General features: G+C 71.0%; 22 protein-coding genes. 10 read left to right on the top strand and 12 right to left on the bottom strand.

The features are described from left to right. The first annotated feature begins 113 nt into the window (after positions 1–113). Positions 114–494 carry a cytidine/deoxycytidylate deaminase family protein gene (locus JMF97_RS25310; RefSeq protein ID WP_203223787.1) on the top strand — a complete coding sequence of 127 codons (381 nt, stop codon included), beginning with the start codon at positions 114–116 and terminating at the stop codon, positions 492–494. 247 nt (positions 495–741) lie between these two features. On the opposite strand, the gene JMF97_RS25305 is transcribed toward JMF97_RS25310, so the two are convergent. Next, positions 742–1,635 carry a putative endonuclease domain-containing protein gene (locus JMF97_RS25305; RefSeq protein WP_203223786.1) on the bottom strand — a complete coding sequence of 298 codons (894 nt, stop codon included), beginning with the start codon at positions 1,633–1,635 and terminating at the stop codon, positions 742–744. 192 nt (positions 1,636–1,827) lie between these two features. Continuing rightward, complete coding sequence (locus tag JMF97_RS25300; protein ID WP_203223785.1) at positions 1,828–2,472, bottom strand: hypothetical protein; 645 nt, start codon at positions 2,470–2,472, stop codon at positions 1,828–1,830. A gap of 189 nt (positions 2,473–2,661) precedes the next feature. Between JMF97_RS25300 and JMF97_RS25295 the strand changes: the two genes are divergently transcribed. Beyond that, positions 2,662–4,263, top strand: a complete 1,602-nt coding sequence (locus JMF97_RS25295; protein ID WP_238360112.1) for a COG1361 family protein — start codon at positions 2,662–2,664, stop codon at positions 4,261–4,263. Positions 4,264–4,452: 189 nt separating this feature from the next. Here JMF97_RS25295 and JMF97_RS25290 read toward each other — a convergent pair whose 3' ends face one another. Both JMF97_RS25290 and trmB read right to left on the bottom strand, forming a co-directional pair. Continuing rightward, entirely contained in the window at positions 4,453–6,957 is a 2,505-nt protein-coding gene (locus JMF97_RS25290; protein ID WP_203223783.1) for a DEAD/DEAH box helicase, read from the bottom strand. Positions 6,958–7,075: 118 nt separating this feature from the next. Next, the gene (gene trmB, locus JMF97_RS25285) at positions 7,076–7,717 is read right to left on the bottom strand and encodes a tRNA (guanosine(46)-N7)-methyltransferase TrmB (protein ID WP_238360145.1); all 642 of its coding nucleotides are present in this window, start codon (positions 7,715–7,717) and stop codon (positions 7,076–7,078) included. 216 nt (positions 7,718–7,933) lie between these two features. On the opposite strand from trmB, the gene JMF97_RS25280 reads away from it, so the two are divergent. Then, a complete protein-coding gene (locus tag JMF97_RS25280) occupies positions 7,934–8,527 on the top strand; it encodes an aldo-keto reductase family protein (RefSeq protein ID WP_412101328.1) in 594 nt (197 codons plus the stop codon). Between the two features lie 327 nt (positions 8,528–8,854). Beyond that, a complete protein-coding gene (locus JMF97_RS25275) occupies positions 8,855–9,535 on the top strand; it encodes a class F sortase (RefSeq protein WP_203223901.1) in 681 nt (226 codons plus the stop codon). A 71-nt stretch (positions 9,536–9,606) separates the two neighbouring features. Here the strand turns inward: JMF97_RS25275 and JMF97_RS25270 are convergent, their stop codons facing one another. The 3 genes from JMF97_RS25270 to JMF97_RS25260 form a co-directional block, all read right to left on the bottom strand. Next, positions 9,607–9,918, bottom strand: coding sequence for an antibiotic biosynthesis monooxygenase family protein (locus tag JMF97_RS25270; protein WP_126712604.1), 312 nt, complete (start codon positions 9,916–9,918; stop codon positions 9,607–9,609). Positions 9,919–9,976: 58 nt separating this feature from the next. Further along, on the bottom strand, positions 9,977–10,774 hold the full coding sequence (locus JMF97_RS25265) for an exodeoxyribonuclease III (protein WP_203223781.1): 798 nt from the start codon (positions 10,772–10,774) through the stop codon (positions 9,977–9,979). 111 nt (positions 10,775–10,885) lie between these two features. Next, on the bottom strand, positions 10,886–11,797 hold the full coding sequence (locus tag JMF97_RS25260; protein WP_203223780.1) for a proteasome assembly chaperone family protein: 912 nt from the start codon (positions 11,795–11,797) through the stop codon (positions 10,886–10,888). 191 nt (positions 11,798–11,988) lie between these two features. Here JMF97_RS25260 and JMF97_RS25255 point away from each other — a divergent pair, with 191 nt between their 5' ends. After that, positions 11,989–12,759 (top strand): EcsC family protein, encoded by a 771-nt coding sequence (locus JMF97_RS25255; protein ID WP_203223779.1) that lies wholly within the window; start codon positions 11,989–11,991, stop codon positions 12,757–12,759. Here the strand turns inward: JMF97_RS25255 and JMF97_RS25250 are convergent. After that, a complete protein-coding gene (locus JMF97_RS25250) occupies positions 12,747–13,595 on the bottom strand; it encodes a GDSL-type esterase/lipase family protein (protein ID WP_126712602.1) in 849 nt (282 codons plus the stop codon). The genes JMF97_RS25255 and JMF97_RS25250 overlap by 13 nt on opposite strands. A gap of 180 nt (positions 13,596–13,775) precedes the next feature. Here JMF97_RS25250 and JMF97_RS25245 point away from each other — a divergent pair, with 180 nt between their 5' ends. The 3 genes from JMF97_RS25245 to JMF97_RS25235 are packed head-to-tail and all read left to right on the top strand — an operon-like array spanning position 13,776 to position 16,472. After that, positions 13,776–14,039, top strand: a complete 264-nt coding sequence (locus JMF97_RS25245; protein WP_203223778.1) for a DUF6343 family protein — start codon at positions 13,776–13,778, stop codon at positions 14,037–14,039. A 16-nt stretch (positions 14,040–14,055) separates the two neighbouring features. Beyond that, positions 14,056–15,468 (top strand): NADP-dependent succinic semialdehyde dehydrogenase, encoded by a 1,413-nt coding sequence (locus tag JMF97_RS25240; RefSeq protein WP_203223777.1) that lies wholly within the window; start codon positions 14,056–14,058, stop codon positions 15,466–15,468. A 41-nt stretch (positions 15,469–15,509) separates the two neighbouring features. Next, positions 15,510–16,472 (top strand): TIGR03885 family FMN-dependent LLM class oxidoreductase, encoded by a 963-nt coding sequence (locus JMF97_RS25235; RefSeq protein ID WP_203223776.1) that lies wholly within the window; start codon positions 15,510–15,512, stop codon positions 16,470–16,472. Between the two features lie 116 nt (positions 16,473–16,588). Here JMF97_RS25235 and JMF97_RS25230 read toward each other — a convergent pair whose 3' ends face one another. Beyond that, positions 16,589–17,110 carry a GNAT family N-acetyltransferase gene (locus tag JMF97_RS25230; RefSeq protein ID WP_203223775.1) on the bottom strand — a complete coding sequence of 174 codons (522 nt, stop codon included), beginning with the start codon at positions 17,108–17,110 and terminating at the stop codon, positions 16,589–16,591. Positions 17,111–17,290: 180 nt separating this feature from the next. Continuing rightward, complete coding sequence (locus JMF97_RS25225; protein WP_203223774.1) at positions 17,291–19,903, bottom strand: glycoside hydrolase family 9 protein; 2,613 nt, start codon at positions 19,901–19,903, stop codon at positions 17,291–17,293. Positions 19,904–20,122: 219 nt separating this feature from the next. Between JMF97_RS25225 and JMF97_RS25220 the strand changes: the two genes are divergently transcribed. Then, positions 20,123–20,851 (top strand): PP2C family protein-serine/threonine phosphatase, encoded by a 729-nt coding sequence (locus JMF97_RS25220; protein WP_203223773.1) that lies wholly within the window; start codon positions 20,123–20,125, stop codon positions 20,849–20,851. 145 nt (positions 20,852–20,996) lie between these two features. Here the strand turns inward: JMF97_RS25220 and JMF97_RS25215 are convergent, their stop codons facing one another. Both JMF97_RS25215 and JMF97_RS25210 read right to left on the bottom strand, forming a co-directional pair. After that, a complete protein-coding gene (locus tag JMF97_RS25215) occupies positions 20,997–21,197 on the bottom strand; it encodes a DUF397 domain-containing protein (RefSeq protein WP_203223772.1) in 201 nt (66 codons plus the stop codon). Between the two features lie 43 nt (positions 21,198–21,240). Continuing rightward, a complete protein-coding gene (locus tag JMF97_RS25210; RefSeq protein WP_203223771.1) occupies positions 21,241–22,083 on the bottom strand; it encodes a helix-turn-helix domain-containing protein in 843 nt (280 codons plus the stop codon). Positions 22,084–22,228: 145 nt separating this feature from the next. Between JMF97_RS25210 and JMF97_RS25205 the strand changes: the two genes are divergently transcribed. Further along, the gene (locus JMF97_RS25205; protein ID WP_203223770.1) at positions 22,229–22,855 is read left to right on the top strand and encodes a GOLPH3/VPS74 family protein; all 627 of its coding nucleotides are present in this window, start codon (positions 22,229–22,231) and stop codon (positions 22,853–22,855) included. Positions 22,856–22,875: the final 20 nt, after the last annotated feature.

The following is a 22,875-nucleotide window of genomic DNA, read 5'->3' as shown; positions in this document are numbered from 1 at the left end:
ATGTGACACGGTCTCGTCCACCATCCGCAGTGTGCTGTTGGGTGCGGCGGGGGTGGCGGGGGATGACGGTCTATCGTTGTGCGTCGAGCGGGGGATGGAACACGGGGAAGCCGATGACGATGCGTGACACCGATCGGGCCTTGGTACAGGCCGCCAGCGCGGTGGCGAAGCTGCGCTGCCGCAGCGCTGCCCACACTCTCGCCGCGGCGGCCCGTACCGCCGATGGCCGGGTCGTCTCCGCCGTGAACGTGGTGCACGCGACCGGCGGAGCCTGCCCCGAGGTCGTCGCGATCGGCACCGCCGTGACCCAGGGCGTGGGCGCACTGGAAACCATCGTCACGGTCGGTGACCGCGGCCGGACCCTGGTCACCCCGTGCGACGCATGCCGCCAACTCCTGGGCGACCTTTTCCCATCGCTGCGCGTGATCATCGGCCCCCTCGACACCCCCCGAGTCGTACCGATCACCGACCTCCCCCCAACCACCCCCCACTGACCTTCCAACGCCCCCACTGCCCCCGCGCCGCTGCCCTCGCTGCCCGCCGGAGTCAAGGTGGTGTGCAACTTCGGGGAAGATGTCGCCTCGGCGCGGGCGGAGGCAGCATTTTCCCCGAAGTTGCAGGGTGCAGGGGGCGGCTGGGGAGGTGTGGGGCCGGTGCAGGGGAGGCGCCGGGCAGTCGGGCGGTGGAGGCGGCCGGGGAGGTGTCAGGCAGCTGCAGGGCGCGGGGTGGTGGGGTGGGTGGTTAGCGGGTGCGGGTGTGGATTGCTTGGCGGAGTTCGGTGAGGAAGCCGTCGAAGTCTTCGCGGAGGCGTCGGGCTGTCACGTGCAGGACGATCCAGTCCTCGCCGAGCAGGCGGTTGAGGCGGCGGCGGTCGCGGTGCAGCTGCTCCGGGTCGTCGTGCCAGAGGCCGTCGTACTCGACCGCGATCCTCAGGTGCGGCCAGGCGAGGTCGACGCGGGCGATGAAGCGACCGTCTCGCTGTACCACGAACTGGGTGACCGGCTGCGGGACGCCGGCCAGCACGATCCGCACTCGAAGCCGTGACTCCTGTGCCGACTCCGCACCGGGGTCGGCCAACTCTGCCACCCGCAGCATGCGTTTCCAGCCGCGGGCGCCGCGACGATCGTGTGCCAGGTCCCGCAGTTGACCGGCGCGTACCAGCCCACGGCCGAGCAGGCGGTCCACCACGACCACAGCCTCTTTTAGATCGAGCCACTGGGCCAGATCCCAGCAGGTCCGCAGCGGTGTGGTGACCGACATCCCGTCGTGCGACAGCACCTCGAACCGGTCGACCTCAGCGGTGTGCACGGCGAGACCGGCCACCGGCCCGAAGCGTTGCCCGGCGGGCACCAGCACGTCGAGCGGCTCGGCGTCGGCGACGAATCCGGCACCGAACAGTGCCGCGGCGCTGCGCCCGGCGATCGCCGCACCGGGAGGGAGCAGCCATCGCGCCGCGGCCCGACAACGGGTGCGGTGCGAGACCGTGAGCTGGGCGTCGGCGTACACGTCTCGGAAGATCGCCCGCCATGCCTTGCTGCGCAGCTCACCCCGGGTCAGCAACCCCCGGGCCACGGCACGGGACCCTCGGAAGACGCGCCCGCGTAACTGCGGCGGACGCCGAGCGGATATGGCCATGAAATCCACTCTGGACGAGCAAACCCACTCTCGACACCCCCTGTGGATAACCCCCTGCCCCGCAACGCCGACGCCGACAAGGCGCGGTGGGTGCAACTACGGGAAAGATGTCGCCTCGACGCTTGCGGAGGCGGCATCTTCCCCGAAATTGCACGGCGGGGTGCGGTGGGCAGGGCGGCGGGTGTGGGTGGGTTATGCGGCGGCGGACCAGATGGCGCGGAAGGCGGCGGCTTCGCCGGCGAGCCAGCGTTCGATCTCGTCGGACTTGGCGCTCTCGGGCATCCGGTGGGTGACGCCTCGGCGTACGTCGACCAGGATCGGCTCGGCGTGCGGCAGGACGGCGTCCATGTGCCGGGCCATCAGGTGCAGGGTGGCGAGCGCGGCCTCCTCGCTGGGCGGCGTCTCGTCGAAGTGCAGCCGGACCGCTTCGGCGCGGCCGTCGCAATGGCGTACGCCGAAATGAAGGTTGATCTTGACGGGTAGGTCGCCGAGCAGGGCGAGGGCGTCACGGGTCTGGGCGAGGTCCACCTCGCGCGGCTCGCCCAGGGAGTGCAGCCAGGCCGTGGCGCCCGGCACCAGCGCCTGGTAGAGGGGGCGCCACCGGGGCTTGACCACGTCGACCACCTGCGCCAGGTGGGTGCCGCCGGTGTGGAAGGCGATGTCGGCCTTGAGCGCCTTCACGAACTGGCCGTGCGGGTTGAAGCCGGAGCGGCTGGCCCGCTGTCGACGCAGACCGCCGACGAAGCTGGCTTTCGTCGGCCCGGTGCGGTCGACGTAGCGGGTGAAACCGAGGAGGGTGGCGTACGGCGTGAGGGGGGCGGAGATGGGCGCGGTCACGAGCATCCTCCCAGGTCAGGAACTCGATTAGTACATACATTCTAATCGACGGGTCTGACATCGCCCAGGGGAGAAAACGGGCCGTCCGGTGCGGTACGGGCCCTGCGCACGGGACAACGCGTTGCTCGGAGATCGTCTAAAGTCCGGGCTTCCCCATTTCTCTCTCGGAGTGCACATATGACATCCCTCATGGCTCGTTGGCCACGCCTTGCCGTGGGCACGGGGGTGCTGACGACGGCGGCGCTCTTCGGCTCCGTCCCCGTGGCGCAGGCTGCGGACGCACGTCCCGACCTGTTCGTCTCCTTCACCCAGGAGCCGGTCGCGGAGGTCGACAACAGCGGCACCACCGTCGGCATGTACGTGTACAACTACGGTGAGGCGGACGCGAGCGCGGTCACCGTCACCATCGACCTGAGCAAGCTCTCCGACGCGATCGTCGCGACCGTGCCGGACTGGGTCGAGAACTGCAAGCTTGCCGACGAGAAGATCACCTGCGATGTCGGCGTGCTCGTCGCCGGGCAGGTCGACACCCTCTACCCGATGTCGTTGGCCAGCCGTCAGGGTGCCAAGTCCGGCGATGCCGGCTCGGTCTCCGTGACCATCGCCGGCGCGGAGGAGGACGCGAACCCGGACGACAACACCACGACCTTCCCGGTTTCGGTGGTCGCCTCCGGGCCCGATCTGGTGGTCGCTGCCGCGGACCTGAACGACAAGTCCGACCGGGTCGGCCCGGGCGACACGGTTCCGCTCTACAGTGCCGTGTTCAACGAGGGTGACACCGCCGCCACGGACTTCACGTTCACCGTCAGCCTGACCACCGGCGCCACCTTCGTCGAACGCTACAGCGACTGCACGTACGCCGACTACTTCCCCGACGATGTCGGGGCACCCTATGTGTACGGGCCCAGCGAGGTCACCTGCGTCCTGCCGCTGACCCTCGAACCGGGTGAGGGGCTGCTGCTGTTCGACGACGAGACCGGCGAGTCGATCTTCAACGTCACCTTCGGTCGCAACCTGCCCGGTCCCGGCGAGCACTACGGTTTCGTCAGCGTCGCCCTGGCGGGGGAGTCGCGAGCGGCGAAGAAGGTCGCGGGCAGCAAGGGTACGGGCCCGTCCTTCGCCGACGCCGTCAAGGCCCTGCAGGTCAAGGCTGCGGATGCCAAGGTCGCCCGCCAGTCCGGCACCAAGTGGGAGCTCGACGAGTCGGACAACTACGCGGACTTCCGGTTCTGGAGCAAGAAGAACACGATCGACGTCGCTGTCTCCGCCCCGGCCATCAAGGGCACCGTGGGTGAGACGGTCGACCTGACCTACGAGGTCGTCAACAACGGTCCCTCCGACGGCGGCGGCCCGCGCGTGCTCATCACCGCGCCCAGCGGCACGGTGCTGCTGCCCGCCGAGTGGTGCTACACCGACGGCGAGCCCGGCGGGACGCTGCCCGAGTCGAAGAAGCTGCGCTGCAACTTCGAGAGCGAGTTCCCGAGCACCGCGTCCGGCTATGGTCGGATCAAGGCGACGGTCCAGCTGAAGATCAAGTCAACGCCGGGTACGGACGGCATGATCGTGGTCGACGGCGCCAGGTACTCCACCGAGTCGAAGCCGGAGAACAACACCGCCCGCATCGTCATCGACACCGGTGACGGCGACGGCGGCTCCGGCGGCGGCCTGCCGGTGACCGGCGCCCCGGCTGCCGCCGTGGCCGGCGTGGGTGCCGCCGTGGTGGCGCTCGGCGCGGTCCTCTTCGTGATGTTCCGTCGTCGCCGCCTGGCATTCCAGGCCCCCCGCGACTGACCGACAGCTGTCACCCGCAGGGGTGGGACCGGTCCTCCGCTCCCACCCCTGCGGCGTCCCGGCAGCGGCCAGCACGACCAACAACAGCGGTAACCACGGTTGATCAAGAGGTTAGCGTCGGCGATCGCCGAATTCCTGACGCAAACCTCTTGATCAATGAGTCGGTGCCACGCGAAGGGTCGGGCCGGGTCAGAGTTGGCCGACGTTGGTGATGCGGATGATGGCGGTGCCGGCTTCGTCGGAGGCGGCGAGGTCTACTTCGGCGCTGATGCCCCAGTCGTGGTCGCCGTCGGGGTCGTCGAGGATCTGCCGTACCGTCCAGCGGTCGCGACCCTGTTCGATCATGAGTAGGGCCGGGCCGCGGGCGTTCGGGCCGGTGCCGATCTCGTCGTACGTGTCGAAGTAAGGTTCCAGCGCGTCGGCCCAGGCGTCGGCGTCCCAGCCGGCGGCGGCGTCCAGTTCGCCGAGGGCGTCCCAGTGGCGTAGCGCCGCCAGTTCGACCCGGCGGAACAGGGCGTTGCGGACGAGGACCCGGAAGGCGCGGGCGTTGCGGGTGACCGCCGTGGGGCGGTCGTCCAGGGCGGCGGCGACGTCCGGCAGGTCGGTGGGGTTGCGCAGTCGCTCCCACTCGTCGATGAGGCTGGAGTCGACCTGGCGGACCAGTTCGCCGAGCCACTCGATCAGGTCGATCAGCTCGTCGGTCTTGGCTTCCTCGGGCACGGTCTGCCGCAGCGTCTTGTACGCGTCGGCCAGGTAGCGCAGCACCAGGCCCTCCGAGCGGGACAGCCCGTAGAACTGCACGAACTCGGTGAAGGTCATCGCCCGCTCGTACATGTCGCGGACCACGGACTTGGGGGAGAGCTGGTGGTCGGCGACCCAGGGGTGGCCCTGCCGGTACATCTCGTACGCGTTGTTCAGCAGTTCGGCCAGCGGCTTGGGCCAGGTCACCTCGTCGAGCAGTTCGAGGCGGGCCTCGTACTCGATGCCCTCGGCCTTCATCGCGGCGACCGCCTCACCGCGGGCCTTGAACTGTTGCGCGGAGAGCACCTGGCGGGGGTCGTCGAGGATCGACTCGATCACGCTCAGCACGTCGAGGGCGTACGACGGGGACTCGCTGTCCAGCAGTTCGATGGTGGCCAGGGCCAGCGGCGACAGCGGCTGGTTGAGTGCGAAGTCGAGTTGCAGGTCGACGGTGAGCCGGACCCGTCGGCCGGTCTCGTCCGGCTCGGGCAGCTCCTCGACCACCCCGCCGGCCTTCAGTGCCCGGTAGATGGCGATGGCCCGGCGGATGTGCCGGCGCTGGGCGGCGGCGTCCTCGTGGTTGTCGGTGAGCAGGTGCCGCATGGCGGCGAACGCGTCACCGGGGCGGCCGATGACGTTGAGCAGCATCGAGTGGCTGACCTGGAAGCTGGAGGTCAGTGGCTCCGGCTCGGCCTCGACCAGGCGCTGGAAGGTCGGCTCACCCCAGCCGATCGAGCCCTCCGGCGGCTTCTTCTTCACCACCTTGCGGCGCTTCTTCGGGTCGTCACCGGCCTTGGCGAGGGCCTTGGCGTTCTCGATCACGTGTTCGGGGGCCTGCACCACGACCCGGCCGAGGGTGTCGAAGCCGGCGCGTCCGGCCCGGCCGGCGATCTGGTGGAACTCGCGGGCCTTGAGCAGCCGGGTACGCACCCCGTCGTACTTGGACAGGCCGGTGAACAGGACCGTACGGATCGGCACGTTGATGCCGACGCCGAGGGTGTCCGTCCCGCAGATGACCTTGAGTAGTCCGGCCTGGGCCAGGGTCTCCACCAGTCGGCGGTACTTGGGCAGCATGCCGGCGTGGTGCACGCCGATGCCGTGGCGGACCAGCCGGGACAGCGTCTTGCCGAAGCCGGAGGTGAACCGGAAGCTGCCGATCGCCTGGGCGATCATGTCCTTCTCGGCGCGGGTGCAGACGTTGACGCTCATCAGCGCCTGGGCGCGTTCCAGCGCAGCGGCCTGGGTGAAGTGCACGACGTAGACCGGGGCCTGCTTGGTCTCCAGCAGTTCCTCGAGCGTCTCGTGCAGCGGCGTCATCGCGTACGTGAAGATCAGCGGAACCGGCCGCTCGGCCGAGCGGACGACGGCGGTGGACCGGCCGGTACGCCGGGTCAGGTCGTCGACGAACCGGGTGGTGTCGCCCAGCGTGGCGGACATCAGGACGAACTGCGCCTGGGGCAGTTCGATGAGCGGTACCTGCCAGGCCCAGCCCCGGTCCGGTTCGGCGTAGAAGTGGAACTCGTCCATGATCACCTGGCCGACGTCGGCCCGGGCGCCCTCGCGCAGCGCCAGGTTGGCCAGAATCTCCGCCGTGCAGCAGATGATCGGCGCATCGGCGTTGACGCTCGCGTCGCCGGTGAGCATGCCGACGTTCTCCGCGCCGAAGACCTCGCAGAGCGCGAAGAACTTCTCCGACACCAGGGCCTTGATCGGCGCGGTGTAGAAGGTCGTCCGGTCGTCGGCCAGCGCGGCGAAGTGCGCCGCGATCGCGACCAGGCTCTTGCCCGAGCCGGTCGGCGTATTCATGATCACGTTGGCGTCGGAGACGATCTCAATGACCGCCTCCTCCTGATGGGGATAGAGGTCGAGGCCGCGCGCGGAGGCCCAGCCGGCGAACGCGTCGTAGAGAGTGTCGGGGTCGGCGGTCTTGGGCAGCGCGGCGGTGAGAGTCATGGCCGGTCCATGGTGCCTGGATCATGCCCTCCGACGCCAACCGGGTGCCCGGATTGGTCGGGCCCGGACCCCTTCACTCCGCGGGACGTGGAGCAGGGGTCCGGTCGACAGCCGGCGGTCAGCGGCGGCGGTAGATCAGGTCGGCGATCGGGCGGCCGGCGCGCAGCGCCCGCCGTTCGAACCGGGTCACCGGCCGGTGGGCGGGCCGAGGCGCGTACCCGTCGTGCAGGTTGACCAGGCCCGGGTCGGCGTCCAGGGTGACCCGCATCGCCTCGGCGTACTCCGCCCAGTCGGTGGCGCAGTGCAGCGTGCCGCCGACGGCCAGCCGGGAGCGCAGCAACGCCACGTGCGCCGGCTGGATCAGCCGCCGCTTGTGGTGCCGCGACTTCGGCCACGGGTCCGGGAAGAAGACGTGCACCGCGTCCAGCGAGTCCGCCGGCATCGCCCGCAGCAACTCCACCGCGTCGCCCTCGGCGATGCGGACATTGCGCAGCTCACGCTGGTGGACCAGGTCCAGCAGGTTGGCGATTCCGGGCGTGTGTACCTCGACCGCCAGATAGTCTCGATCCGGGTCGGCGGCGGCCATCTCGACGGTCGTGTCACCCATGCCGGACCCGATCTCCACCACCAGCGGAGCCCGGCGGCCGAAGAGCCCGGCAGCATCGAACGGCACGGCAGGATCGGACGACACGGCATCGCAGACGCGCAGGCCGTACACCGGCCAGAGCTGTTGCAGCGCCGTCGTCTGCCGGTCGCTCATGCGGCCGCGCCGCGGGTGGAAGGTGCGGATCGCCCGCGCCGGATGCGGCGCGGTGCCTGCGGAGATGGGTTCGGTGGAGGTCACAGCGAACCGAGCTTACGCGAGCACGGTGCCGGATCGGATGTGATGTACGACCGGGGGTGAGACCATCATCCCGTACGGCAGACCGGGTGTCCGGCGGCGCCCGGCGACTGCTCCGTCGCGCCGGGAGGGGGCATCGTGTCAGTGACCCGTACTCGCCCAGCGCTGTCGGCCGCCACCTTCGCGGCCCCGGTGCTCACCCTCCTCACCGTCACCCCGCTGCTCGCCATGGCCCTGGTCGGGGCCCCGACGCCCGCCAGGGCCGCCGGCCCGGCCGCCACCCACGCCGTGGCGCAGCCGGTCGCCGCCCCGCAGCCGCCGGGCCCGAACGTGTTCATCGAGGTCAGCCCGAGCACCGTGGAACCGGGACATCTGGTCGGTCTGCGGGCCAGTTGCCAGGACAACTCCGTCGGCGCCATCGCGGTGTCGGACGCCTTCGGTCGGGTCGCCGTGCAGCCGCAACGCGGGCTGCTGACCGGCACCGCCCAGGTGAAGGACCGGGTGCTGCCCGGCAACTACCGGGTCAAGCTGGAGTGCCGGGGCGGGGAGAGCGCCTCGACGATGCTCCAGGTGGTCCGCGCCGTCAAACCCAGCCGGGGACCGGCCACCGGATTCGGTGGCGGGGCCGGGGGCACCTCCGGTCTGCTGCTGCCCGGTGGGCTCGCGTTGACCGTCAGCGGCATGATCCTCTGGGTCGTGGCCGCCCGGCGTCGCCAGACCGGCCGGTGACCCGCCATGGCCGCCGCACGGGCACCCCGCCCCACCAACTCCGCCCGTGGCTCACGGCCGGTCGGCGCGGTGCGCGGCACCGGGAGCGTACGCACCGGCCGAGCGCCGGGTAGCCGACCGAGCCCCGTACCCCGACCCGAGATGTTCGTGCCGCCCGCCGGCGATCCGGCGCGGCGGTCGACCGGCACCCACCCCGACCTCTTCGTACCGCAGCCACCGACCACTGAGCGTCCGGCACCACCGACCACTGAGCGTCCGGCACCACCGACCACCGAGCGGTCGGAGCCGGCCGGCCATCCGGCGCGTGGCTCCGCCAGACCGCCCCGGCTGACCGGTTACGCCGGAAAGCCCTCGACCGCCAAGCCGGCCCGACGGGACACCCGATCAGGCCGTAGCCCCTGGTCACTGCCGCTGGCCGTGGTGCTCGTCCTGCTCGGTGTCTTCGCCACCGGTGCCGGGCTGGGGCGCAGCGTCGGCGATCCACTGCACTGGGCGACCGCCGCCGGTGGCGAAACGTCGACCCGGGGCGTGCCTGCCGCGCCCACCGCACCGCGACCGGTGAGCCTCACCGTCGCGGCGGTCGACATCTCCGCCGCGGTGAAGCCGGTCGGCGACGCTCCGGACGGCACCATCGACGTGCCGCCGTTGAGCCGGCACGAGGAAACCGGCTGGTACGACCGGGGACCGGTGCCCGGCGAGCCCGGTCCCGCCGTCATCGTCGGCCACGTCGACACCAAGAGCGGCCCGTCGGTCTTCTACGACCTGCACAAGCTGCGCGTCGGCGACCCGATCGAGGTGAAGCGGGAGGACGGCTCGGTGGCGGTGTTCACCGTCAACTCCGTCGAACGCTTCCCCAAGGACGAACTGCCGGCCGACCGGATCTACGGCCACGACGGCCCGCCGAGCCTGCGGCTGATCACCTGCGGCGGTCAGTGGGTCGGTGGCCCGACCGGATACGCCGACAACGTCATCGCCTTCGCCACCCACACCACGACCCGCCCCGCCTAGCGCCTGTCTCGACGTCCCCGGCCGGCAAGACCCTGGGCGTCATCGAGCGGGGCGGCCCGCGGGTAGGCAGCTCAGGGGACCTGCTGGACGACCTCGAATTCGAGCAGGTTGGCGCCGGTGGCCACCGGCGGGCGCTGCTCGGCGCCGGGCGGGGCGGCGTGCGCGGCCCGAGCGGGCCCGGCGGCCCAGTCCTGATAGGCCTGCTCGCTCTCCCAGCGGGTGTACACGAAGTAGCGGCTCTCCCCGGCGACCGGGCGCAGCAGCTCGAAACCGAGGAAGCCGGGCGAGTTCTGCACGGCGTGCGCCCGCGCGGCGAACCGCTTCTCCAACTCCTCGCCGGCCCCCGGCGGTACGTCGATTGCGTTGATCTTCACGACTGCCATGCCCTCACCCTAGACGCGCTCCGCGCCTGCCACGGCTCAGAGCCGTCCTTCGCCCCGGTCAGAACGTCTCGACGCTCGGGGTGGGGCTGGCGTCGACGACGATCGGGGCATGGTCGGACGGCGACCTGCCCTTGCGGGCCTCCCGGTCCACGTACGCCGAGCGGACCGTACGGGCGAACGGCGCCGAGGCGTACACCAGGTCGATCCGCATGCCCTTGTTCTGGTGGAACATCCCGGCCCGGTAGTCCCAGTAGGTGAACGGGTGCGGCCCTTTCATCGGTGTGGGCACCACGTCGACGAGGCCGAGGTCCCGCAACGCCGCCAGGGCGGCCCGTTCGGCCGGCGTGACGTGGGTCGACGTGGCGAACAGCGCCGGGTCCCACACGTCGTCGTCGGTCGGGGCCACGTTGAAGTCGCCGCAGACCGCCAGGGCCGTCCCGTCGGTCAGTTCGGCGTCCAGCGCGTCCCGCAGCGCCGCCAGCCAGGCCAGCTTGTAGGCGTAGTGCGGGTCGTCGGGGGTGCGCCCGTTCGGCACGTACACCGACCAGACGCGTACCCCGTCGCAGGTGGCGGCGATGGCTCGGGCCTCGGGCTCGGGGAAGCCGGGCTCGCCGGGAAAGCCGACCGTGACGTCGGACAGGCCGATCCGGGACAGGATGGCCACCCCGTTCCACCGGCCGTCGCTGTGGCTGGCCACGGTGTAGCCCAGGTCGCCCACCTCGGCCACCGGGAAAGCGCCGTCGGGGCACTTGGTCTCCTGGAGGCAGACCACGTCCGGCTCGGTGCCGGCGAGCCAGTCCAGCAGCCGGGGCAGGCGGGCCTTCACCGAGTTCACGTTCCAGGTCGCCAGGCGCATGATGCCAGCCTGCCGTATCGGGGGCGGTTCCGTGCGCCGCCACCCCTGAGGTTGTTAACAGGGGGCCCCTGCTCTGCACCAGGCGTTAACAAGGGGCCCTTCCTTACACCCTCACTCGTTGTTGGGGCGGGTTTGCTCGGCGAGGAAACGCTCCAGTTCGGCGCCGAGCTCCTCCGCGGTGGGCAGGGGACCGTTCTCTGCCGCCAGCAGGTTCTTACCTTCCCGACCCCGGGCGTACGCGTCGTACTGCTCCTCCAGCGCCTGGACCAGGGTCGCCGCCTCCTCGCTCTGCGCCACCTGGCGGTCGATCTCCACCCGGACCGCCTCGGCGGCCGAGCGCAGCCCGTCGCGGGGCAGCAGCAGCCCGGTGCTGCGCGACACCGAGGCGAGCAGCACCTCGGCGGCGGCCGGATACTCGGCCTGCGCCACGTAGTGCGGCACGTGCGCGGCGAAGCCCAGCGCGTCCCGACCGGCCTCACCGAGGCGGAACTCCAGCAGGTGGCCCACGCTGCCGGGCACCTGCACCCGCTGCAGCCACGGCTCGTAGCCGACGATCAGCTCGCGGCGGGTGGCGTGCGCGGTCACTCCGGCGGGCCGGGTGTGCGGCACCGCCATCGGGATCGCGTTGAGCCCGACGGTGAGGCGTACATCCAGCCGGGTGGCGAGTCCGGCGACGGCGGCGACGAACCGCTCCCACTGCAAATCCGGCTCCGGCCCGGTGAGCAGCAGGAACGGGGTCTCGTCGTCGTCGTGCAGCAGGTGCAGCACCAACTCCGGCGTGTCGTAGCTCTCCCAGTGATCCTCCACGAAGGTCATCACCGGGCGGCGGGAACGGTAGTCGAAGAGTTGGTCCAGGTCGAAGCGGGCGATCGGACGGGACTCCAGCGAGGTCAGCAACTGCTCGCGGGCCAGCCGGCTGGCATTGCCGGCGTCGACGAAACCGGTGAGTGCCTGGATCAGGACCGGTTGCCCGACGTCGGGCAGGTCGTCGGTGAGTTCGTAGAGCTCGTGTGGGTCGAGCACCGGTGCGGCCTCCCTGGTTGCGCGTAACGGGTCACCTTCGTTGACGGCTCCCCGATCGCCAGAACGTACCCGCCATCCTGGCGCATTCCTGCCGCGCCGGTCCGCGCGGCCCGGATTCGACCCGACCCTGCCCGAATAAGGCGTTGCGGGGCCGGGGTACATATGAGTCGGCACCACGGAAGGGAGAGTCGATGAGCGACCCGGCTGCGGCCGACAGACAGCCCGGTACCCCGGCAACTTCGGGACCCCGGCCCGCCGACGACGCCCCCGAGACGCCACCGGTCACCCTCTGGGACCGGATGCGCCAGGACCCGCAGTACGCCCCGGAGCATCTCGCGTTGGAGGCGGTGCGCCGGCTCGGCCCGGAGGCCACCAACTGGGTCCGGCAGGCCCGCGCCCAGCGGCCCGAGGTCACCGCCGAAGCCCTCGCCGAGCAGGCGGTACGCCGGTTCGTCAACCAGGCCCGGCTCTCCGGTGCCGTCTCGGGCGCCGCCGGGCTGCCCGGCGCGGTGCTCGACGTCGGCCTGCTCGCCTGGACGCAGGCCCGCATGGTGCTGCACATCGCCGCCGCGTACGGCGTCGACCCGGCGCACCCGGACCGCGCCGCCGACCTGCTGGTCCTGCAGAAGGTGCACAAGGTGGCGTCGAGTGCCCGGCTGGCCCTGGGGGTGGCGGCGGGCCGGGAACGGGCCGGGGCGCTGTTCGGCGGTGGCGGCCAGACGACACTCGGCCGGGCGATGCTGCGGCTGGGTGTCCGGTTGGCCCAGATGGCCGGGGTGCGGGCCGCGAAGCGGGTCTTCGCCAAGATCGTGCCGGGTGCCGCCATCATCCTGGGCACCTGGGCGAACTCCTCGGCCACCAAGAACCTCGCCGAGCGCTCGCGTGTCCACTACCGCCAGCACGGCAACCCGCACATTCCCCAGCCCCGCCGTTCTCCCGAGGACGACGATCAGTCGGCGTAGCCGGAGGACCGCCAGGTCACCTCGGCCAGCCGGGACTGGCCGGCCGTGTTGGGGTGGAAGTAGTCCAACGGGTTGACCAGGTCCAGGTCGAACTTGACCCGGTGCACCGCGCCGCCGTCGTACCGGCAGCGGGAGCCGTAGGCACGGCAGGCAGCCGACAGTTGCCTGTTGTAGGCGGCGACCCGCTCCTTGAACGCCGCCCGGCGAGCCCGGTCGGCGGGTGCCGTCGACGTCGGATCGGCCAGCAGCGCCGGACAGACGCCGCGTCGCCAGGCCCGGGCCGCCCGGGAGTCGTCGTGCCCGACCTCCCAGAGCCGGTACAGGTTGGGGATGCTGACCACCAGCACCCGCGCCTTGGGGCGACCGTCGCGCAGCACCCGCAGGCCCCGGTCCACCTCGGCCCGGAACTCGGCCACCGGGGTCATCGCCTCGATCGTGCCCCGGCAGGCGTCGTTGGCGCCGATCAGCACCGTCACGTAGTCGGCCCGGTCGCGTACCGCCGCCTCCGCCTGGCCGGCCAGGGCGGCGGCCCGGGCGCCCGGCCGGGCGTGGTTGTACGCCTTGTCGCGCAGGCCCGGGTTGCGGTCGAGCAGCCGCCGGTAGTGGCTGTCGACCCGCAGCCCCGAGCCGGTCGACCAGGAGTTGCGTTCGCAGGAGGTGAGCACGAGGCAGGAGCCGAAACCGGTGGTGATGGAGTCACCGAGGGCGGCGACCACCTTGGGGGAGCCGGGCGGGGCGCTGCCGGTCGGCCGTGGTGTCACCTCTGAACCGGCCTCGCAGGCCAACGCGACCAACGCGAGCAGGCAGACGGCGGCCGTTGTCCAGCGTCCCGGCATGACTTCCCCAGCCTCGTAGCGCGCAGCAATGGCATGGTGACTGTACGCGTGGGTCCGGTGGTGTTCGTGCCGCCTTGTCGGAGATGCGGCAGACCCCTGTCGCCGGGGCGGTGAGCGTGTTAAGCGGCACCGGATCCGGTGCCGACGGTTAGGCCGGGTGCTGTCGGGTAGGTGGGAGTGATGACGAGATCACAGCCCCGGCGTGCCCGCGGCACGGTCGGCCACGCGAACAGCGCGCTCAACCTGCGGCTCGTGCTGGCCGGCTTCGGGCTCGTCACCATGGTCGTCTTCGCGGTGCTGGCGTTCCGCGCCGAACTGGCCTGGCTCGGCGTCGCCTGCGTGATCTTCGCGGTGGTCGCGGTCGTCGACCTGGCCGTCATCCAACGCCGCCGTGCCGCCCGCCGCCGTGAACAGCCCGGCGTACGGCACTCGCTCTTCGAGTGACGGGAGAAAAGCCCTGATGACCATCGCCACCACGAACCCCCTCACCGGCCAGGTGCTCAAGACGTACGAGCCGATGTCGGACGAGCAGCTCAGCGGTGCGATCGAACGGGCCGACCTGGCGTACCAGCAATTGCGTGGCACCACGATCGAGCAGCGCGGGCAGTGGTTGACCGCGGCGGCGGACCTGATGGAGGCGGAACGCGACGACATCGGCCGGCTGATGACCACCGAGATGGGCAAGACGTACGCCGCCGCCAAGGCCGAGGTCAGCAAGTGCGCCGCCGCCTGCCGCTTCTACGCCGCCCGCGCCGCCGAGTTCCTCGCCGACGTCCCGGCCGACGCGACGGCGGTCTCCGCCACCCGGGCGTTCGTCCGCTACCAGCCGATCGGGCCGGTGCTCGCGGTGATGCCCTGGAACTTCCCGCTCTGGCAGGTGGTGCGCTTCGCCGCGCCGGCGCTGATGGCCGGCAACACCGGGCTGCTCAAGCACGCCTCGAACGTGCCGCAGACCGCGCTGCTGCTGGAGGACGTGATCCGCCGCGCCGGCTTCCCCGAGGGCGCCTTCACCACCCTGCTGGTCGGCTCCGAGGCGGTCGAGCAGATCCTGGCCGACCCCCGGGTACGCGCCGCGACCCTGACCGGAAGCGAGCCCGCCGGCCGCTCCATCGCCCAGATCGCTGGCCGCGAGCTGAAGAAGACGGTGCTGGAACTGGGCGGCAGCGACCCGTTCGTGGTGATGCCCTCGGCCGACGTGGAACTGGCCGCCGAGGTGGCCACCACCGCGCGCTGTCAGAACAACGGCCAGTCCTGCATCGCGGCCAAGCGGTTCATCGTGCACACCGACGTCTACGAGGCCTTCGCCGAGGCGTTCGCGCACCGGATGTCGGCGCTGCGCGTCGGTGACCCGATGGACGCCGACACCGACGTCGGGCCGTTGGCCAGCGAGCGGGGCCGCGACGAGGTCGACGCCCAGGTCCGCGACGCGGTCGACAAGGGCGCCACCGTGCTCTGCGGCGGGGAGAAGCCCACCGGGGAGGGCTGGTTCTACCCGCCGACCGTCGTGACCGACCTGGACCGGAGCATGCGGATGTGGGACGAGGAGGTGTTCGGGCCGGTCGCCGGGTTGTACCGGGTGTCGTCGTACGACGAGGCGATCGAGGTGGCCAACGGCACCGCCTTCGGGCTCGGCTCGAACGCGTGGACCCGGGACCCGCAGGAACAGGAGCGTTTCGCCACCGACCTGGTGGCCGGGGCCGTCTTCATCAACGGCATGACCACGTCGTACCCGGAACTGCCCTTCGGTGGGGTGAAGAACTCCGGGTACGGCCGGGAGTTGTCCGCCCAGGGCATGCACGAGTTCTGCAACGTCAAGACGGTGTGGATCGGTGAGGGAACCGCCGGTGTCGGTGCCGGCGCCCACGCCGAGTAGCCCGGCTTACTTTCGGGCCGGCCTGGGTAGGGATGGCCGGCATGACGGCGATCGCGTTCCACGCTTCCCACGAGCAGATCCATCCGCGTGCCCTGCTGGAGGCGGTGTGCCACGCCGAGCAGGTCGGCTTCGACGCCGCCATGTGCTCCGACCACTTCGCACCGTGGAGCGAGCGCCAGGGGCACTCCGGGTTCGCCTGGTCGTGGCTGGGTGCCGCGCTACAGGCCACCGGGCTGTCGTTCGGCGTGGTCAACGCGCCGGGCCAGCGGTACCACCCGGCGATCATCGCGCAGGCGATCGGCACCCTGGCCGCGATGTACCCGGGCCGGTTCTGGGCCGCGCTGGGCTCCGGTGAGGCCGCCAACGAGCACGTCACCGGCGACGCCTGGCCGCGCAAGGACGTGCGGAACGCCCGGCTGCGCGAGTGCGTCGAGATCATCCGGGCGTTGCTGGCCGGTGAGGAGGTCAGCCACGACGGCCTGGTCCGGGTCGACCGGGCCCGGCTCTGGACCCGCCCCGAGCAGCCGCCGGCGCTGGTCGGCGCCGCGGTCAGCGTCGAGACCGCCCGCTGGTGCGCCGAGTGGGCGGACGGGCTGATCACCGTGAACGCGCCGACCGAACACCTCCGCCGCATGATCGACGCCTACCGGGAGGCCGGCGGTCGCGGCCCGGTGCACCTCCAGGTGCATCTGAGCTGGGCGAACACCCAGGCCGAGGCCGAAGCCATCGCGTACGACCAGTGGCGCAGCAACGTCTTCGCCCCACCGGTCTGCTGGGACCTGGCCACCCCCGAACACTTCGACGTGGTCTCCGCGCAGGTGCCCATGTCCCGCCTGGCCGAGGTCGTCAACATCTCCGCCGACCTCGCCCGACACACCGCCTGGCTGGAGGACTACATCAACCTCGGCTTCGACCAGATCGCCCTCCACCACGTAGGCCAGGACCAACGCCCCTTCCTGGACGCCTTCGGCACCCAAGTCCTCCCCAAACTCCCCCACCCCTAACCCCCCCACCCACCCCCCCACCCTGCCGGTCGATCATGAGGTTGACGGCAGTTGTCGATCTCCAGACTGCCGCCAACCTCATGATCAACGCGGCCGGTGACGGGGGCAGGAGGGGGTCAGGGGTGGTGGGTGAGGAGTTGGCCGGGCCAGGGGGGTCGGCCGGGGCGGTCCACGGTGAAGCGGGCGGTGCGGGTGAAGCCTTGGCGCTCGTACCAGCGCACGAGGGCGCCGTCGTCGCCGGCGTAGCAGTCGACTCGTAGCAGGTGGACGCCGCGGTGTCGGGCCAGGTCGGCGGCGTGCGCCAGTAGTCGAGCACCGATGCCGGCGCCGGCGTACGCGCGGTCGGTGACCAGCAGGTTCACGTACAGCTCCGGTTCGGTGGCGGGTGGCACGTAGTCGTTGGCGCTACCTACCACCAGCGCCCCGACCGGCTGTTCCCCCACCTGCGCCAACCACAGACCGCCCCCGTTCGCCCAGCCCTCGGCCTGCGCGATGCGGCGCGGGTCGGCAGAAGCCGGCTCCGTACCCCACTGCCCCGTACGCCCCTGCTCCACCAACCACGCCGTAGCGCCATCAAGCAGCCCCAGCACCGCCGCCGCGTCCCCCGGCCCACCCGCCCGCACCACCACATCCACCATCTCCCCATCCTCCACCCCACCCCCTCCACCCACGAGGGCCCGGTGATCAAGAGGTTTTGGTCGCCTGGATGTGGAATCCAGACCAAAACCTCTTGATCAACCGGGCCCTGGTGGGGTGGTGGGTGGGGGAAGACGGGGGCCGGGTGGGGTGCCGGTCGCCGACGGCACCCCACCCGGGGATCAGGAGACGGTGCAGGGAGCGCCGTTGACCGTGATCAGGTTGGGGGCGGGGTTGGCGCCCGTGCCGGTGGTGGCGTTGAAGCCGAACATCGCCGTGCCGCCGGGGGCGATCTTGCCGTTGTACGACTCGTTCTTCGCGGTCACCGTGGCACCGGACTGCTTCACGTCGGCCATCCACGCCTCGCGCACCTTGGCGTCACCGGTGAAGGCGAACGTGGCGGTCCAGCCGTTCAGCGTGGTGCTGCCGGTGTTGCGGATGGTCAGCTGGCCGGTGAAGCCGGTGCCGCCCTGCCAGGAGCCGTAGTTGGTGTACGTCACCGAGCAGCTCGGTGCCGGCACCGCCGCCGAGTCGCCCTGGTCGGCGAGGAACGAAGCGATCCAGGACAGCGCCGAGTTCCAGTTGATCGCCACCTCGTTGGTCGAGTAGGAGGCGATGTCGTCGACGTAGCAGAACATCGGGGCGCAGCCGGCGAGCAACTGCTCCACGAACGGGTCCTGCAGGTCGGCGTTGGGACCACCGGCCAGCGAGCCGGCGGGCGGCTTCGGCATGCTCGGGTCGAGCTGGTAGCCGAAGATGCGGCTGTGCTGGTTCTGCGCGGCGTGCTCGCCCCAACCGGTCACGTACGAGATGTTCAGCGCGTTGCGGCCGAAGATGTAGTCCATCGTCTGCACCGCGCCGTCGCGGTACTTCGCCTGGCCGGTCAGGTCGAAGGCGGTGGCCAGCACGATCGCGTTGTTGATCACGTTGCTGTTGCCGCCCCAGAAGTAGCTGCTGGCCTCACCGGGCATCGGCAGCCCGTACGCCTGCCGGGCGATCTCGGCGAGGTAGCGGTCGGCGGCGTCGGTGACCGACGCCCGGATGCGGGTCACCTCGGCGGTCGGCAGCCCACTGGGCACGGTGGCCAGGTCGAGGCGGCCCAGGGCGGCCACGCTCTGCCAGCCGAAGCCACGGGCGTCGAACACGTCGCCGGTGTGGTGCGGCGAGGCGGTCAGGTCGGCCAGGTAGCTGGTCTCACCGGTGGTCAGGTACAGCTCGGCCGCCGCCCAGTAGAACTCGTCGGTGACGTTGCTGTCGTCGTACGCGCCACCGCCGTTGCCGTCGGTCGGGCTGGCGTACCGGGTCGGGTTGGCCTTCGCCGCGGCGTAGGCGGTCTTCGCCGCGGTGCCGCAGCGCTGCGCGAACGCCGCGTCGTACGGGGCGAACAGCCGGGCGCACTGGGCCGCGACGGCGGCCAGGTTCAGCGTGGCGGCGGTCGATGGCGGGTGCAGCTCGCGCAGTTCGTCGTCGTCCTCGGGCTGCAACGGCAGGCCGGTCCAGTTCTGGTCATGGATCTTGTGGTGGGCCATCCCGGCCAGCGGCTTGCCGGCCGGCACCTGCATGCGCAGCAGGAACTCCAGCTCCCAGCGGGCCTCGTCGAGGATGTCCGGTACCCCGTTGTCCCGCTCGGGCAGCCGCAGCGTGCCGTCGCCGAGGGCGGCGCCGAACCCGGCGGTGGCCGCGTTCTTGGTCCGCTCGAAGGCGCTCAGCAGCTGGTAGGTGGCGATGCCGCCGTTGACCACGTACTTGCCGTGGTCGCCCGCGTCGTACCAGCCGCCGCGTACGTCGAGCCGGTAGTCGCAGACGCCGGGCTGGCACGGCACGTCGGTGTCGCCCTGGTTGGGGGCGACGCCCAGGTGGCCGGCCGGGCGGGCGTACTCCTCGCCGACCAGGTCACCGTCGATGGCGATGCCGCTGCGCTGGATGTAGAAGAACTGCAGCGCGTCCGAGCGCAGCTGCTCGTAGATCGTGCCGGAGATGTCGAACGGGTGGCTGACCTCGCCGTCCACGGTCAGCGTCACGCCCTGCCCCGGGGTGCGGTACGACGAGAAGTCGACCGAGTGGACGTTCTGGGCCGACGCCGGGTCGACACCGCGCGGGGTGGTGGTGCCGCTGGCCAGCACCGCGCCGGAGGCGGACTTCAGCTGCCAGGGCAGCGCCTCGGTGGCGTCGGTGACCACCGTTGCGTTCTTCGGCCCGTGCGGCAGGTAGCCGACCTGGTTGACGCGGACCCGGGGGCCGGTGTCCGGCTCGTACGGCTCGGGCGGGTTGCCGCCGCGCAGCGAGACGTTGTCCAGGCAGACCGTCTGCTCCTGGGCGGCGCCGCCGACCTGGAAGATCAGCTGGGCGCGGCTGTCGTCGGTCGAGGCGACGAAGGTCCGCTCGACACGCTGCAGGGTGGGCGTGGCGGCCGCGGTGACCGAGTAGTAGCCGGTGTAGGGCGCGGAGCCGAGTTGCAGCACGGCGGTCACCGAGGTGCCCGGGGTGGCGTGCACGTCGAAGCCGAGGGTGTATTCGGCGCCGGCGATCAGCGGGACGCCGTCGTGGCCGATGCCGGCGTCCCACGGATTGGCCAGGCCGCCGGCGACGGTGGTGCACAGCTCGCCGTCGACGACGCCGAGCGGGCCGGTGCCAAAGGAGAACCAGGGCGACGAGCCGTTGCTGAAGTCGCCGTTGTTGATCTGTTCGGGTGCGTCTGCCGGGGGGTCGGCGTACGCGGTGCCGGCGGTGGTGCCGGCCAGCGCCACGGCGGTTGCCGCGGCGAGTACCGCGAGACGACGTCGGGGTGGCGTCACGGGGGATCCTTCCGACGAACGGGGGACGGGCGAATGGTGGCGAAAAAGAAGCTGGGAGCGCTCCCAGGTATCGGGCATGTTTCCAGGCACAGTCGACCGTGTCAATCGATCGCATCCGATCTTCTTCAGGGGCGCTCGCCAGTGAGATTCGCCGCGCCACGCCCGGTCGTCCCGATCTCCTAGAGACAACCGCGCCCTTCGCCTGGCAGGCTGCGTCCCATGACCCTGAAGCTACGTTCTGCCGGAACGAGCGACTGTGGGCTGATCCGCAGCGGTAACCAGGACGCCCTGCACGCCGGTGCCTGGCTGGTCGCGGTCGCCGACGGCATGGGCGGCATGGCCGCTGGCGACCTGGCCAGTTCGATCGCCATCGAGGCGATGGCGCCGCTGGACGTGGAGACTCCCGAGCACGCGTTGGTCGCCGCGTTGCAGAGCGGCATCCAGTTGGCCACCAACCGGATCCGCCAGGCGGTCGCCGAGGATCCGCAGCGGCAGGGGATGGGCACCACACTGACCGCGCTGCTGTTCGCGCGTACCGGCAGCTGCCTGGCGTTGGCGCACGTGGGCGACTCCCGGGCGTACCTGTTCCGCGAGGGCGTGCTCAAGCAGATCACCCGGGACGACACCTTCGTGCAGATGCTCGTCGACCAGGGCCTGATCACCCCCGACCAGGCCGGCAGCCACCCCCGCCGGGCCGTGGTCACCCAGGCGTTGCAGGGCGAGGAGGTCTCACCGACGTACGCGACCATGCTGCCCTGGGCCGGCGACCGCTGGCTGCTGTGCAGCGACGGGTTGTCAAACGTCGTGAGCGCCGAGACCCTGGCCGAGGTGCTGGCCGGATATCCGGACCGTCAGGAGTGCGCGCGTCGGCTGATCGATCTCGCGTTGCGGGCCGGCGGACCGGACAACGTCACGGTCGTCGTCGCGGACGTGGTCGACGAGGGCTGAACCGCCCCCGCAGCGCCACCGACCGGCGCAGCGCTGTCGGATCGGGGGTCGCGCGGCACGTGCGCAGGCCGGGTGTGCCGTGCGGACAGCGGCAGCCCCATCGGGGTGCTGCCGCTGTCCGACGCTGGTGTTCGTCCCGGCCGGGTCAGCGACTGCCGTCGTGGTGGAGGCCGCCGACGAAGGAGGTCCAGGCCGACGGTGGGAACGTCAGCACCGGTCCGCCGCGGTCCTTGCTGTCCCGCACCGCGACATGACCGTCGAGTGTGGCGACCTCCACGCAGTTGCCGTTGCCCACACTGCGGGTGCTGGTGCGCCACTTCGCTCGGGACGGGTCGAGCGCGGTCATCGCGATCCCTTCATCGATACTCAGGGTGATCGCGGCGACGCGATCACGTAAAGTAGCGAGAGGCCTCTTTGAGGCGGACCAGGGATGCCGCCGGATCCAGCGCCAGTTGGCGCAGCCTCTCGTGCACAAGGCTATACGAGCGCACCTGCGCAGCCTCCTCCAGTGCCAGGCCTGTCGTGAGATTTTCCAGGTAGACCACGGCGGCGTCGGCGGCGTCGGGGAACGTGAGGATCACGTACGGGGAGTTCAGCGCGGGATGACCACCGGCCTCGAACGGCAGTACCTGGATTGTGACGTTCGGTAACTGAGCGACATCCTCCAAATAAGACAGTTGCCCGGCCATCACGCCTCGATCGCTAACCGGGCGTAACAACACGGACTCGTTCAACACCACCGACAGGTCGACCGGCTGATCGCCGCGCAGCACGTTCTGTCGGCGTAGTCGGGCGGCGACCTTGCGGTCGAGGTCCTCCTCGCCGGCGGTCAGGCGGTAGACCTCCCGGGCGTACGCCTCGGTCTGCAGCAGGCCGGGCACCGCCTCGGCCTCGTACGTGCGCAGGGTGGCGGCCTCGGCCTCCAGGCCGACGTAGAACTCGAACCACTCCGGCAGTACGTCGCTGTAGTGCTGCCACCAGCCGCGTTGCTGGGCGCCACGGGCGATCTCGATGAGCGCCTCGGCGTCGCTTCCGGTCACCTGGTACAGCGCCAGCGCGGCACGTACGTCGCGCGGCTTGATGCCGATCTGGGCGTTCTCGATGCGGGACAGGTTGCTCTTGGACATGTCCAGTTGCCGGGCGGCGACATCCAGGGTCATTCCAGCGCGTTCGCGCAATTGACGTAGTTCCCGGGCGATGCGGCGGCGTCGGACAGTGGGGCTCGCAGTCACCCTCCGAGTCTGTCACGGGAAAACCTGCAGGTCGCATCAGCACGGAGTGCAACTGTCGAAAACGGGAGTTGCATTGCATGGGTCCGACGTGCATGCTTGCCCCCGAGCTAGCGATCACAATGGACGGCGATTCGGGGGAGGACCGGTGCTCATCGCCGACGAGTTCTTCCTGATCGCGCACAACGACATCCGGGGCAGGGCGAAGCTGCATCCGGCGGCCACCGGCCTCGGTCTTGCCGGTGGTCTGCTCGGTGAGCTGATCCTCTACGGACACATCACCGTCGCCAATGGTCAGGTCGGCGTGATCGACCGCCGTCCGCCCGCCGACGCGTTGGCGCACACCGTGCTCGACCAGCTGATCGGTGAGGCCCAGCACCAGTCGGTGCGTACCTGGCTCAGCTTCCTCGCCCAGACCGCGGTGACCGCGGTGGGGGAGCGGCTCGCCCGGGCCGGCGCGCTACGCCGGCAGGAGAGCCGCCGGCTGCTGCGCACCACCGTCAGCTACGTACCGATCGACCCCAATGTGGCCGCCTGGCCGGCCACCCGGCTGCGCGCGGTGCTGGAACGCCCCGATCCGCCAAGCGTGCCCGACGCGCTGCTGCTCGGCCTCGTCTCCTCCGCCGGGTTGACCCGGGAGGTGCTGTGGAGCGCCGGCCCTCGCGCACACCACCGGCTCAATCTGATCATCCCCGCGTTGCCGGCGCCGCTGAAGGAACTCGTGGCGCACACCGAGGCCGCCGTGGGCGCGGCCGTGCTGCGCGGCATTCCCTGAGCCGGCACCCCCTACCCCTC

The organism is Micromonospora fiedleri (genome assembly GCF_016774385.1).
GTDB lineage: Bacteria > Actinomycetota > Actinomycetes > Mycobacteriales > Micromonosporaceae > Micromonospora > Micromonospora gifhornensis.
The sequence above is the reverse complement of the archived record's forward strand: the minus strand, read 5'-3'. Positions and strand labels throughout refer to the sequence as shown.